General features: G+C 66.8%; 12 protein-coding genes. 9 read left to right on the top strand and 3 right to left on the bottom strand.

The window, feature by feature from the left end; all coding sequences use genetic code 11:
* The first annotated feature begins 321 nt into the window (after positions 1 to 321).
* Positions 322 to 621 carry a 4a-hydroxytetrahydrobiopterin dehydratase gene (locus AC08OX_RS03020; RefSeq protein ID WP_476606393.1) on the top strand — a complete coding sequence of 100 codons (300 nt, stop codon included), beginning with the start codon at positions 322 to 324 and terminating at the stop codon, positions 619 to 621.
* Positions 622 to 665: 44 nt separating this feature from the next.
* On the opposite strand, the gene AC08OX_RS03025 is transcribed toward AC08OX_RS03020, so the two are convergent.
* Positions 666 to 1,040: a DUF952 domain-containing protein gene (locus tag AC08OX_RS03025; RefSeq protein ID WP_476606394.1), complete on the bottom strand. Its 375-nt coding sequence runs from the start codon at positions 1,038 to 1,040 to the stop codon at positions 666 to 668.
* Positions 1,041 to 1,180: 140 nt separating this feature from the next.
* Between AC08OX_RS03025 and AC08OX_RS03030 the strand changes: the two genes are divergently transcribed.
* A complete protein-coding gene (locus tag AC08OX_RS03030) occupies positions 1,181 to 2,338 on the top strand; it encodes a heparan-alpha-glucosaminide N-acetyltransferase domain-containing protein (RefSeq protein ID WP_476606395.1) in 1,158 nt (385 codons plus the stop codon).
* A gap of 150 nt (positions 2,339 to 2,488) precedes the next feature.
* On the top strand, positions 2,489 to 2,818 hold the full coding sequence (locus AC08OX_RS03035; RefSeq protein WP_476606396.1) for a DUF6247 family protein: 330 nt from the start codon (positions 2,489 to 2,491) through the stop codon (positions 2,816 to 2,818).
* A 630-nt stretch (positions 2,819 to 3,448) separates the two neighbouring features.
* On the opposite strand, the gene AC08OX_RS03040 is transcribed toward AC08OX_RS03035, so the two are convergent.
* A complete protein-coding gene (locus AC08OX_RS03040) occupies positions 3,449 to 3,883 on the bottom strand; it encodes an NUDIX hydrolase (RefSeq protein ID WP_476606397.1) in 435 nt (144 codons plus the stop codon).
* Between the two features lie 59 nt (positions 3,884 to 3,942).
* Between AC08OX_RS03040 and AC08OX_RS03045 the strand changes: the two genes are divergently transcribed.
* From AC08OX_RS03045 to AC08OX_RS03070, 6 genes are all read left to right on the top strand, one after another.
* Positions 3,943 to 4,716 carry a GntR family transcriptional regulator gene (locus tag AC08OX_RS03045; protein WP_476606398.1) on the top strand — a complete coding sequence of 258 codons (774 nt, stop codon included), beginning with the start codon at positions 3,943 to 3,945 and terminating at the stop codon, positions 4,714 to 4,716.
* A gap of 101 nt (positions 4,717 to 4,817) precedes the next feature.
* Entirely contained in the window at positions 4,818 to 5,234 is a 417-nt protein-coding gene (locus tag AC08OX_RS03050) for a plasmid replication, integration and excision activator (RefSeq protein WP_476606399.1), read from the top strand.
* A 1,607-nt stretch (positions 5,235 to 6,841) separates the two neighbouring features.
* A complete protein-coding gene (locus AC08OX_RS03055; RefSeq protein ID WP_476606400.1) occupies positions 6,842 to 8,434 on the top strand; it encodes an FtsK/SpoIIIE domain-containing protein in 1,593 nt (530 codons plus the stop codon).
* 778 nt (positions 8,435 to 9,212) lie between these two features.
* Positions 9,213 to 10,736, top strand: a complete 1,524-nt coding sequence (locus AC08OX_RS03060) for a replication initiator (protein WP_476606401.1) — start codon at positions 9,213 to 9,215, stop codon at positions 10,734 to 10,736.
* Positions 10,737 to 10,755: 19 nt separating this feature from the next.
* The gene (locus AC08OX_RS03065) at positions 10,756 to 10,941 is read left to right on the top strand and encodes a helix-turn-helix transcriptional regulator (RefSeq protein WP_035909413.1); all 186 of its coding nucleotides are present in this window, start codon (positions 10,756 to 10,758) and stop codon (positions 10,939 to 10,941) included.
* Between the two features lie 2 nt (positions 10,942 to 10,943).
* On the top strand, positions 10,944 to 12,119 hold the full coding sequence (locus tag AC08OX_RS03070) for a tyrosine-type recombinase/integrase (protein ID WP_476606402.1): 1,176 nt from the start codon (positions 10,944 to 10,946) through the stop codon (positions 12,117 to 12,119).
* Here AC08OX_RS03070 and ychF read toward each other — a convergent pair.
* Positions 12,071 to 13,147: a redox-regulated ATPase YchF gene (gene ychF, locus AC08OX_RS03075; RefSeq protein WP_476606403.1), complete on the bottom strand. Its 1,077-nt coding sequence runs from the start codon at positions 13,145 to 13,147 to the stop codon at positions 12,071 to 12,073. The genes AC08OX_RS03070 and ychF overlap by 49 nt on opposite strands.
* Between the last annotated feature and the right edge of the window lie 106 nt (positions 13,148 to 13,253).

A 13,253-nucleotide genomic window follows, 5' to 3' on the forward strand; every position in this document is an offset into this window, starting at 1 on the left:
CCCGGCGATCATCGTCGAGCAGCGCGACGGCAACGACCAGACGTCCCTTCACCACCGGGGAGTCGGTGCCGTCCCGGTCCTCAGGTGTTCCACGCCGTCGTCCATGGGTAGAAGGGAGGGCATCCAAGCCCTCCACATCCGCGTTCATGGTGCCGGACTCTCCCAGAGTCCGGCCAGCCGTGGATCCGTTCCCGGCGGATCGTGTCTGATGACCCTTTCGGGTGGCTCCACCAGGACGGCTCGCCCAGCAGCGGGACGCGGACCGCAAGCCAGAGAATCCAAGCCAGAGAATCAGAGAATCACCAGCCGGAGGAAATCGGTATGCCGAGCAGACTGGACACCACCGAAGTCGCCGGGGCGCTGGCGGCACTACCCGGCTGGATCGGCGACGCCGACCGGATCCAGTTGGAGATCATGCTGGACGGGGACGAGGCCGACGCGATCGTGGCCGAGGTCATGCAGGCAGCGGACGCGATCAACCATCATCCGGTCGTCGAGCGGGGCCCGGGAACAACGACCTTCACGGTCTGGACCCACTCGGTCGGCGGCGTCACCGAACTGGACGTGGCCCTGGCCCGCAGGATCTCACAGATCCTGCGCTCTGCCGGCGTCTCGTACTGAGCGCTCGTACCGAACAGACGTCTCGTACCGAACAGACGTGGAGATCACCAGAGACTGGGCAGCACCCGGAAGACACCATCCGGATCAGGCGGGAACGGTACGACGATCGTCACCGCTGCGGTGTCGATCCTCCCGTAGAGATGCGGGAAGAGCTCCCCTGGCGCGGGCGTGCCCCCCGCGGGCGCCTGGCCGGCGGGCGCCACGGGCGCCGGCGGCTCCCAGCGCAGCTCCGCGCTCAGCCGCTCCGGGTTGACGACGACCAGCAGCAGGTCCGCACGCCCGGCGTAGTACCGGTTCGCGGTGGCCACGGCCTGCTCCGGGGCGGAGAAATGGATGAACCCCTCGGATGCCAGGCTCGCCGGGCGGTACCCGTCAGCCCCGGCCGCCCACTCGGACCGGCCCACCAGATGGCAGATCACGCCATCCTCCTCTCCTCGCCACTCATCGGTCGTTGACTGCCGAGCCACGGTCGCGGTGCCCGCGTCGGCCCGGGAACGCTCCCGGCGGGCCGGATGAAACCCACCTCTGCCCGGAGACCAGTCTGAAGGGCGTGCCCGCGATGCTTCAGCCCCGTCACCCGCAGGCCGGCGGGGAAAGCCGCCTACGCGGAGTCGACGCGGCGCGGGGCCTCGCCCTGATCGGCATGGTCGCGACGCACATCTATCCCGCGGTCGGGGATGATGGGGCGGGGACCCCCGCGCATCTGCTCGCCGCCGGCCGGGCCTCGGCGGCCTTCGCGGTACTCGCCGGGGTGGCGCTGGCGCTGTCGACCGGCCGGCTGCCGGCGCCACAGGCGCGCGCGTCGACCGTGGCACGAGCGGTCTGCATCGGGACGATCGGCCTCGCCCTCGGCTACACCCACTCCGGCATCGCGGTGATCCTCTGTTACTACGCGCTGATGTTCATCCTGGCCGTGCCGCTGCTGCGGGCTCCGGTCGGAGCGCTGGTCGTCGTCACGGTGCTGGCGTTCGCGGTCGTCCCGGCCGCGGGCCTCCTCAGCCGGGACCATCTGCCGCCCCCGACCCTTGCCGACCCGACCTTCGGCCGGGCGTTCACCCACCCGGTGAACCTGACTCTGGAGATGGGCTTCACCGGCTTCTATCCGGCGCTTGCCTGGCTCGGGTACCTCTGCGTGGGACTCACGGTCGGCCGGCTGGATCTACGGTCCACGCGGGTCGCCGCCGCCCTGCTCGCGGGGGGTGGCACGATCGCCGCGGCGGCGTCGCTGGTCTCCTGGGCCCTGCTCCGGCACGCCGCGGGCATGGCCGCACTCGAATCCGTCGATCCCGTCGAGGTCGCGGGAGTCGGGCCGCTGCCGGTGCGGTCCATCCTCGACGCCGGGCTGTACGGCAGCACCCCGACGAACACCTGGTGGTGGCTGGCCGTCGACACCCCGCACTCGTCCACGCCCGTCGATCTGCTGCACACCGGCGCGGCCGCGGTCGCCCTGCTCGGGTTCGTCCTGCTCCTGAGCCGGCTGCTGCCGCCCCTGATGCTGATCCCGCTCGTCGCCGTCGGATCGATGACACTGACCCTCTACTGCACCCACGTGATCGTGATGTCCGCGTCCTTCCTCCCCGCGGATCCGACGCCGTCCTTTCTGCTCCAGGCGGCCGTAGCCCTGACCGTTGCCACCGCCTGGCGGGCGAGCGGGGTGCGAGGACCGGCCGAGGCGATCGTCGCCGCGGCCACCCGGGGCACCCGGCAGCTCGTTTAGCGCGGTGACCACGGCCGCCGGAGATCTTCAGGCCGCGGCCACAGCCTCGCTGTAGAGGCGGACGTTGATCCCAAAGCTACTTCCGGACTCGTATTCCTTCGCGGTCCGGCCATAGCGGTCGGGAGGCTGCGCCGGGCGAGAACCAATCTCATGAGTGCGGATGTCACGATCCCCTCGTACGGGGTACGCAACCGGGTTGAGCGCACCGGTCCGGCGGTCCGGGCCGCGCTCAGGCCTGACCATCGTGCCGAGTTCGAAGCCAAGTTCCACGCGGCGGCTGTCGAGGCCGACGACGCCCTTGACCTGGCGCCGCCGCACCGGGTCATTGACCGCTGGTGGCCTCAGGCCGTGCTTTGCGCCAACCCGGAGATCCAGGCCGGCATCGACGAGGACCGACGCCGCATTGCCGCCGGCGATCCGACCGCGATCGCCGAAATCTGGTACCCGCCCGGCCATCCGCGCCCGTCACGCGCGGTCTGATGACTGCCTAAAACGTGACAATCAGTGGATAGCAACCTTCGGTGACGGCTGGGGACTCATCGTCTATACCATTGAAGACAGGTGAATCATTATCACCGTGCTTCGCGTGATCTGGCTGAACGGCCGCGGCCTCAACAGGCATGCCGCCACGCGGTAGGTGCTTCTCATCACACGGGAACGGCCCCTGATCAGACGTTGAAGCGGAAGGCCGATCCGGGTGCCGTTGACCTCGATGGATAGCCCGAAAGTCCTTTGGTACCAGGGGTTCCGCCTTCCGTCGCTTCTCATCGTCGATGGCAGCTTTTCAAGATCGCGTGGAACGCTCGTGTACCAGGGGGCACCGGGGACACGCGGTCGTCCGTGACGCTCGACGTGTGGGAGTTGTCCTGTGAGTCCGTGCCTCCGGCTCGATCGTCACGTGATGTTCGTCGGGTTCACTCGGTGCTCTGCGACGTTCCGACGCGCCGAATGGGGTGGTGGCCGACGCGCCATGGGGTGCCGACCGGAGGGAGGCGGGGCCCCGTGCTGCGCGGCGAGCCACCTGGGGCCCTGTTCGGCGTGGCGTGTGCGGCGCGGGGCTCCTGCGGGCCCGGAGGGCCCGCCTTGAAGAAGTAAGGAAAGTTGGCACACCTATGCGGGTAGCAGGAATTTCCCATCGTGTGCGCGTACGGCGGGCGGGCCCGTCTGCATCGCGTCGGCGACACGAATCGCGTAAGCCTCGTCCATGTACTTGCTGACGGCGGAGAGTTTGATCCACCGAAGCTTAGAAGTCTCGTCGCCGGTGCGTTCACTTCCACCCGCAACTCGGCATCGAAAGAAAAGCGCCACGACGCCAATCTTCATGTTCTTGTAGACGCCAGTGAGTCTCTCTACTTCAACGAGAAGACCGGTCTCTTCTTCGACCTCCCGAAGAAGACCATCTTCGATCGCCTCACCCAATTCAAGTACTCCACCGGGTGGCTCCCAATGCTGGTTGTCACGTCTCTGAATTAGGAGAATTTTGCCGGACTCGTCTGTGATAGCAGCGGCTACGCTGACGGAGTGGCGCGGGGTGGTCTCGCTCATAGGATGAGCCCTCCGGTACACTGGTTCACAGGACTAGACCAGTATAGGAGACTCAGGCTGTGGATGCTCGCATTGATCCAATGAGTGATCGGGCCGTTTACCGGCAGATCGCAGATCATTTGCGTGCGTCAATCGAGACTGGCGACCTTGCTGCGGGAAATAAGCTGCCGAGTGAACGTGACCTGACCGTTACGTACGGTGTAAGTCGTAATACAATTCGGCAAGCACTCGAAGAACTCATTCAAGAAGGACGGATTGAGGTTGAGCACGGCCGGGGCGCTTTTGTGCGTAAGCGTCCGCCGGTCCGGCGTCTGGCTAGCGACCGTTTCGCCCGCCAGCATCGCCGTATGGGAAAGGCTGCCTATCTCGCTGAGCTAGAGGGCGAAGGGCGTCGGCCGAGCGTCGATGTGTTGAGCGTCGAACCTCGGCCCTGCCCACCGGAAATTGCGAAATTGCTAAAAATCGAGGCGGGCGAAACGGTCCTCGTTCGGCATCGACTCTATCTGGCTGATGGTGAGCCAATGGAGATTGCAACGTCTTATATCCCGTGGGTGATCGCTGTCGACACTCCGATGGTTGAAAAGAATCCCGGTCCTGGTGGAATCTATGCCCGTATCGAGGAAAAGGGTCACCAGCTCGGCCACTTCACGGAGGAAGTCTCTGCGCGGATGCCGACTGATGGGGAGCGTCGGACACTTCGCTTGATTCCGGGTACGCCGGTTCTGGCGTTGGTGCGCATCGCAATTGATCTTGAGGGGCTTCCTGTCGAGGTCTGCGACACGGTGTTGGCAGCGGACCGGTACGTGCTGAGCTACGAACTGCCTGCTCACTAGGCCCTACTCACCCTGGTTGCCAACTGGTCCAGTACCAGCTATACTGGTCTACACCAGGGGACGTCCAGACCAGAGACGTCCAGAGTGAAGGGATCTCGATCATGGCTGTGCCGATGAGGATTCCCGTGAGCTTCGGGGACGTGTTCCCGCACGGGGCGTTTGTGCTGGGTGTGGAGGCTGACCGCGACTTCGATGCGGTGAAGGCGGGTCTGTCTGATCCACAGGTTCGGGACAAGGAGACCGGTGCCCGGGTGTGGCTGGTGCGGGTGCTGGACGCGGCGCCGGATCTGCGGGCCGGTCAGGCTGAGGTGAAGGTGAAGATTGCGGCTGAGGTGCAGCCGGTCCCACCGGACACGCTCGCGGGTACGCCGTTTCGTCCGGTGGAGTTCGACGGGCTGACGGTCACCGCGTATGTTGATCAGTCGCGGAAGACGCCCCGGGTGGGTTACAGCCTGCGTGCTCGGGGGATGCGCGCCCCGATGGTGGCGAGCGTGCGGTCCGGGAAGGCGGCGGCGTAGCCATGCCGTTCAATTCTTGGAGGGTTAATTCCGAGGTTATGAATCCGGGTGGACAGAATACATCCCGGTCGGAGATGCGCCGTGGCGTGATCGCTGATTGGAGCTCGGATGATGCTCCGGCTGTTCTGCGGGACATGAGCGCCGATGATCTGGTTGCAGTTGAGCGGGTAGCGCGGCGGCGTGGCGACCGTGCGGGGGATTGTGGGGATTACGCTCTTGAGGAGTGGTACGACGATATTGCCGCTGATGTCAGGGCTGAGCGGCGGCGTCGCGGTCTCTGACGTTCTCGTTCTGGGCGCGTGCTCTGATCTGCCCGTTCCTACGCGCGCCTGAGCTGTTCTGCATTTCTCGCGACAGGAAGGTGTATTTCGCATGCATTCGAATAGGGATATTCAGCGGGCGGCGGCGTTGGCCCGGTCGAATCGGGCTCGCGTGGACGCGGACGCGCGTCGTCGGAATGGCTGCGCTGAGGCGGGGGTCCGTGTAGCTCGGGATGTGGAGCATGCGGCGTGGTCTGAGTACCGGCGTCTTTCCTAGCTGGTACGGGTCGACGTACCCGGGGTGCGGGTCTGAGTTTGCCCGCTCCTCCCGCACCCCGGGTATGTCTGTTGTCCATCTCCCTGCGACAGGAATGGGACACTCTCATGTCTACCACACGATCGCTTCGTGGAACCGTGTCCGTGGACGACTTGTGTCGGGCGGAGGATCGGGCGTGGCTCGTGTACGCGGCTGCCCGTGATCGTGCGGCTGAGGCGTTCGATGAGTATCAGCGTCTGGCTGCTGCCGCGCACGCTCGGTACGCGGATTATGAGGCGGCTTACGATGCCTACCGGTCCGCTCTTAACGCTGATTCCTAGCCGACTATCCGGCTGTTGCAACCGGCCGGTGCGCTGGTTGCTTTCGGAAGGGTGCATGTCCGATGGCTTCTCGTACCTGTTCTTCTTGCCGTCGTATGTTCATCTGCCCGTGTGGGCTGATGATGGTGTGTCGGCATTCTCGTTGCCCGTCGTGCGCGGTGCCGGCTCGTCGGGTGCAGCGTCCTGTCTATCGGAAGGGTTCCCGGTGATGACCGAGTTGTATTCCTACACGTGTGAGGTGTGTGGGCTGAGCTCGCGGCCGACTCGTTCGCGGGCGGACATGCGCGGGCAGAAGGAAACGCATGATCGGGTGGCGCATGGCCATGTCACTCGGAACGGAAGCGTGCGTGCCGCGCGCCGTGAGCGGGGTGGTAGCTGATGGCCCGACGGTCTCGTCGGCAGTCGTCTGATCAGATGCCGTTGCCGTTCGGTGGGGAGGCTGCGCCGGTTCCGCCGGTTCCTGGGCCGTTCTCGATTCCGCTGGTGCGTGCCCGGGAAGCGGCCGAACCTATCCAGCTTGAGCCGCGTCGGCGTCGGCGTCGGGGCTGATGCCGCTTTTGGATTGGGGAACGGGTAGGTATTTCCCTCGCGGTGATGTGGGGGATCCGGAGCCGTGTGTGCTGTGCCGGCGTCCGGCTCTGTGCCGTTCTCCGGATGGTGTGGCTGTTCACAAGGTGTGCGCGGAAGCCTGGTACGACCGTAATCCCCGCGCCTACGCCGCCTATCTGGAACGTGGGAGGGAGGTGAACCATGAGGGTACGGCTCGCGGACCTGTCGCGGTCCGTTCCGGTGAACCGGGACACGCGTAGGCATCCGCTGGTGCGTCCGGGTGATACGGCCGGGCGGGTCGGTCTGCGTCTGGTGGGCCGGGTGGGGGTCGCGGTCGCCCGGGTGATCGCCCGTTTCCCGCGTACGTCGTTCAGTCTGTTTGCCGCGTTGCTGCTGGTCGACCGGGTGGGATGGGTGCTGCCCGCGCTGGCGCTGGCGGTGCTGACCGTGGCCGCGCTGGTCTGGCGGCTGGCCTGCCCGTCTAGCTACGCCCGGTGGTTAGGGCGTCCGCTGCGCTCGTGGTGGGCGCGTTGGGTTCGCTACGCTCCGCGCTGGCGGGGGCTCATGGCCCGTCACGACCTGGCCGTGGTGGATGGGGATGTGCTGGTCTGGCCTGGTCTGCGGAAAGTCCGATCAAACGACTACCGTGATGCGCTGCTGGTCAAGCTGCGCGTCGGCCAGAAACCGGATCATCTCGCGGATGCCTCCGAGTCGCTGGCGCACGCGCTGGGAAGTCAGAACGTGCGGGTACGGACCCACAAGCCGGGTTACGTGTGGTTGGACGTGACCCGCCGGGATCCGTTCACCCGGCCGATGTCGAAGTTGCCGGTTCCTGCCTCGGCTGGCGCGGTGGACCTGACCGCGTTGCCGATCGGCCGGCGGGAGGACGGCGCGCTGTGGCTGCTGCGTCTGCTCGGCACGCATGTGTTCGTCGCGGGTGCGACCGGTGCGGGGAAGGGGTCGGTCATCTGGTCGACTCTGCTCCGGCTGGGTCCGGCTATCGCTGCCGGTCTGGTGCAGGTGTGGGCGATCGACCCGAAGGGCGGGATGGAACTGTTCCCAGGCCGTGCGCTGTTCACCCGCTACGAGGACAGCCACCTGGGCGCGATGGTGGAGCTCCTCGAGGATGCGGCGGAGTTCACCCGGGATCGTGCCGCCCGGTTGAAAGGCGTGACCCGCCGGTTGACTCCGACGGTGGACACGCCGTTTGTGCTGGTTCTCGTCGACGAATTCGCGTTCATCACGGCGTATGTGACGAACAAGAAACTCCAGGGACGGGCGGATAACGCGGTGCAGATCCTCGCTTCTCAGGGCCGGGCTCCGGGTGTGGGTCTGATGGTCGCATTGCAAGATCCGTCCAAGGAGGTGGTTCCTTACCGGAATCTGTTCCCGACCCGCATCGCGATGCGGCTCGATGAACCGCAGCAGGTCGATATGGTCCTCGGGGACAAGATGCGCGCCCGGGGCGCCTACTGCGACCTGATCCCGGAAAGCCTTCCCGGGGTCGGCTACGTCAAACTGGAAGGCACCCGGGAACCGTTGCGGGTCCGCGCGGAATACATCGACGATGATGTGATCGACGGGCTTGCCCGTGACTACCCGGCTCCGGCTGGCATGCCGGTCCCGCTACTCGGTCAACACACCGAATCCGGCCTTGATATTGCCGCCGACATTCCCATCCCCGTCCGTCTGGGCGACGGGGAGCTATCCCCGGAATGGGCGGCGTTCTCCGCTGACTATCAGCGTCGCCATGCCACCAACGGAACCTCGGGTATCCCAATGGGGCTCGATTAGGAAGGGAACCACCATGCCTCGCCGTAACATCAACTCCGGGAACACCTACCGGCAGTGCCGTGCCTGCATGGGCGAGCGTCCACGGAACTGCTCGTCTTGCCATGGTCTCGGCACCACCCTGGCTGTCCGGCGCCACCGGACCCGATGAGAGGACCCTTGGCCGCGCTCAAAGCGATACGCCGGTGGCCTCCAACCCCCTCCATTGCGCGCTGCCCGTGGCGCTGGGCGAGAGATGACACGATCCGGGGTGGACTCGACGTCGTTGCCACTGGAACGCACGGCGGACGGCGGATGGTACGCCACGGACATACCAGAGATCGTTTTTTACGACGACTGAGCGGCGCGCGACGCTCCGTGTGGGTACGCGGTCGGGCGGGGCTCCCCCTCCGACCTGACCGCGCCACCCCGGGGACCACGCCGAACGGTTGTTCGCCTGTTGTGCTCATCCTGGAACGCCCCGGGGTATCCTTCCCGTTGCGGTGGGTGAGGCTCGGCAACTCCTCACGTCCGTACCTGGTGCGGCGCCCCTCATGCGCGGCGGCTGACGCTCTATCTCGCCACTACACGCGCGGGCATTCCTAGCCGATGGGCCTTTACCTTCCCCTACCATTTTTTTCTCCGTTCCGGGCGCTTTTAGAAACTGTCGAATGGTGGTTCTGTCAAGGGCGTTCACGTAGTGCCCTTGACAGGTTCTCCATTCGATAGACAATGCCGCGCCCCCGGAATGGGGAAATGAGGTGTGACGCCGCTGCGGCCGTCCGTGAAAGGAGAGTCTCGGATGACAGTCCCTGTGCTGGATTCGGAGTTTCTCCACGCGGCGATGCCTCGCGCTGCGGACGGCTCCCTGTCCGGGTTTCTCGCGCAACTCGACCGGGTGTCCGGCTGCGCGCACCCTGTCCGCCTGTTCGGCCACATCGACCATGTGGATACGGCTACCGGTGAGGTGCGCCGCGTGCTGGACACGGCGACCATGCCGGACGGGCTGCTCCTGGTGCCCTGCGGGAACCGGCGGGCCTCGGTGTGCCCGTCCTGCTCCTACTTGTACGCGGGGGATGCCTGGCAGATCGTCCATGCGGGGCTGACCGGTGGCCATGATGTTCCCGCGACGGTGGCGGAGCATCCGGGGCTGTTCGTCACGGTGACCGCACCCTCGTTCGGCCCGGTGCACTCTCGGCGCGCGAATCACGGTCCCGCTCAGGTGTGCAGTCGGCGCCAAGGACGATGCCCGCATGGCCGTGCACGCGGCTGCACGTTCGTGCATGGGGAGGATGACTGGCGGCTCGGCACCCCGCTGTGCCCGGACTGCCACGACGACGGCGCGCTGATCGTCTGGAACCGCACCTCGGGCAGGCTGTGGAAACGCACCGTGGACGCGACCTACCGGCGCATGGCCACCGTCACAGGCATGACCGAACGGGGCTTGCGGCGTGCGGTCCGCATCTCCTACGTCAAGGTCGGGGAAGCCCAACGGCGCGGCGCGGTCCACTTCCATGCCCTGCTCCGCCTGGACGCGGGCAGCGACTCGGACGTCTGGCAGGCTCCTCCCGCCTGGGCAACCGGGGACCTGCTGGCGTCCTGCTGGCGCTGGGCGGTCACCCACACCGAGGAACCCTGCCCGGACCCGCACGCCTATGACCTTCCCTCCGAAGCGGACGCGCTCGCCACCCTGGCGGCTGCGGGCCTGCTCGCCTCCGCGGACATCCCCCCACCTGTTCCACGCCCAACACCGATGCTCGCGGCACGCTGGGGTGAGCAGCATGATGTGAAAAAGGTTCTCGTGGACGGCGGGGACCTCACCCCACAGGCGGTCGGGAACTATCTCGCCAAGTACATCACTAAATCCGTCGTCGACTCCGGCCTACTCGACCGGCGGATACGCGACGCTGACGACTTGGAGGCACGCCTTCCGTTCCTCGGAGAGTTCCACGCCCGGCTGGTCCATACCGCGTGGCGTCTCGGTCCGCACTCGGAGTTTCAGGATCTACGGCTGCGCCAGTGGGCGCACCAACTCGGCTTCAACGGCCATTGGCTCACCAAATCACGCGGCTACTCCACCACCTTCGCGGCACGCCGGACGGCCCGGCGTACCTGGCAACGTACCCACGTGAACGGCGAGGAACGCCCGGCCCTCGACGCCTTCGGCCGACCCGACGACACCGACGAAACCGTGATCATCCCCACCTGGCGGTACCACTCCTCCGGCTACGCCAACAACGGCGACCGATGGCTCGCATCCATGGCCGCAGACCAAGCACGGTCACGACGCGAGGAAGCACATTCGGCCCGGAAATTTGCTGCGTAGTGGAAGGTTGGGAATGGGGATGTTGTCTGCGGAGGTTGATCGCTTGTGGACTGCTGCTGAGGCTGCGCGCTTCCTCGGTGTTCCTGTGGCGACCTTGTATCAGTGGCGGACGCGCAAGGTCGGGCCTCGGGCGTACCGGGTCGGGAAGTGGCTTCGCTACGACCCCACGGACGTGCGCGCGTGGCTCGCTGAAAGGGCCGCATAGCCGTGGGCAGTGTGGAAAAGCGGGTTCGCGACGGTAAGGCGGTGTACCTCGCGCGCTGGCGCGACGATGATGGGCGGCAACGCTCGAAGTCCTTCGCGAAGAAGGGTGATGCTGAGCGCTTCCGGGCTGCCGTCGTCTCGGATCTCGCCAACGGCCAGTACATCGACCCGCACGACCGGACGACGGTTGCCGAGTACGCCCGGCGATGGGCTGCGGGCAGGGTCCACCGGCCGACGACGTCCCGCCGGGTCGCAGGAACGATCAAAGTGCACATTGCGGGGACGTCCCTCGGCTCCCGTCGGCTCGCGGCGGTCCGGCCGTCGGAGGTTCAGGCGTGGGTGTCCGACCGGGCACGGCTGCTGGCGCCTACGACGCTGCGCAACCTCGTGTCGCTGCTGCGGTCGATCTATGCGGCGGCCGTGCTCGATCGCCTGGTGGCCGTCTCACCCGTCGTACGGCTCAGCATGCCGTCCACCCGGCGGAAACGGGTGGTGCCGCTGACGGTTGACCAAGTGCGGCTCCTGGCGGACGCGATCCCGGTTCGCAACCGGGCGATGGTGATCGTGCAGGCCGGGCTCGGGCTCCGTATCGGCGAACTGCTCGCGTTGCGAGCTGAGGACGTCGACACCGGCGGGCGGGTGGTGCGCATCGAATGGCAGCTTGCACCCGGCTCGAAGGTCCGGAGCGTACCCAAGACGCCCCGTTCCCGGCGGGTCGTGCCGCTGCCTGACGTCGTCCGTGACGCGGTGGCGGAGCACTCGGAGGTCTTCCCGCCGGGGGCGGACGGTTCGCTGTTCACGACGCGGTTCGGGCGGCCGTACCGCCACGACTACTACGGGGCACAGATCTTCGTCCGGGCCGTCCGCCGGGCGGGGCTTCCGGCTGGCACCACGCCCCACGATCTTCGGCACCACTACGCGTCGGTTCTGCTCGCTGCGGGGGAAAGCGTGATCGCGGTCGCGGAACGGCTCGGGCACGACAACGCCAACCTGGTGCTGTCGACGTACGGGCACCTGATGCCGGATAGCGAGGATCGGACCCGCAAGGCGGTGGACACGGCGTGGTCCGGTGTAACCGGTGTGGAACACGATCACTCGCACCCTGCGGGACCTGCGGAAGTGGCCCCTGATCAGACGTTGAAGCGGAACTCCACGACGTCGCCGTCGGCCATCACGTAGTCCTTGCCCTCCATGCGCACCTTGCCGGCCGCGCGGGCGGCGGCCATCGAACCGGCCGCGATCAGGGCGTCGTACGAGACGATCTCGGCCTTGATGAAGCCACGCTGGAAGTCGGTGTGGATGGCCCCGGCGGCCTCCGGCGCGGTCGCCCCGGCTCTGATGGTCCAGGCCCGGGCCTCCTTCGGGCCGGCCGTCAGGAACGTCTGGAGCCCCAGGGTGTGGAAACCGATCCGGGCCAGCTGGGCAAGGCCGCTCTCCTCCTGGCCGAGCGAGGCCAGCAGCTCCGCGGCGTCGGCCTCGTCGAGCTCGGCCAGTTCGGCCTCGACCTTGGCGCACAGCACGATCGCGTCCGCGGACGCGACGGACCCGACAAGTTCCTTGCGCCGACCGGAATCGGCGAGGACGTCCTCGTCGACGTTGAAGACGTAGAGGAAAGGCTTGGCGGTGAGCAGGAAAAGCTCCCGCAGGGCGTCGCGATTGATCTTCGGTTCCGAGGACAGCGTGCGGCCGGCGTCAAGCACCTCGCGCGCGGCCTTCACCGCGGCCAGCAACGGCTGCTTCGTCTTGTCGGCACGGGCCTCCTTCTCCAGCTTCGGCAGGCGCGCGTCAACGGTCTGCAGATCGGCGAGGATCAGCTCGGTATTGATCGTCTCGATGTCGTCGGCCGGGTCGACCCTGCCCTCGACGTGCACCACGTCGGGGTCGGAGAACACCCGGACGACCTGGCAGACCGTGTCGGACTCGCGGATGTTCGCGAGGAAGCGGTTACCCAGGCCCTGCCCCTCGGACGCGCCTCGGACCAGACCGGCGATGTCCACGAAGCTGACCGTGGCCGGCACCGTCCGGGCGCTGTCGTAGAGCTTCGCGAGCTCGCCGAGACGCGGATCGGGCACCCCGACCACGCCCACGTTCGGCTCGATCGTCGCGAACGGGTAGTTCGCGGCCAGCACCTCATTGCGCGTCAGGGCGTTGAACAACGTGGACTTGCCGACGTTGGGCAGCCCGACGATCCCGATCGACAAGCCCATGGCCGGTCAGTCTACGGACCTCACGGCTGCGGGCTCCACGGCTACGGGCCCCACGGCAGCTCGCCGGGAAGGGCCCGGCCGGGGACCGTCTCACCGCGAAACCGCG

It is taken from the genome of Frankia sp. CoBUL1, assembly GCF_978021245.1.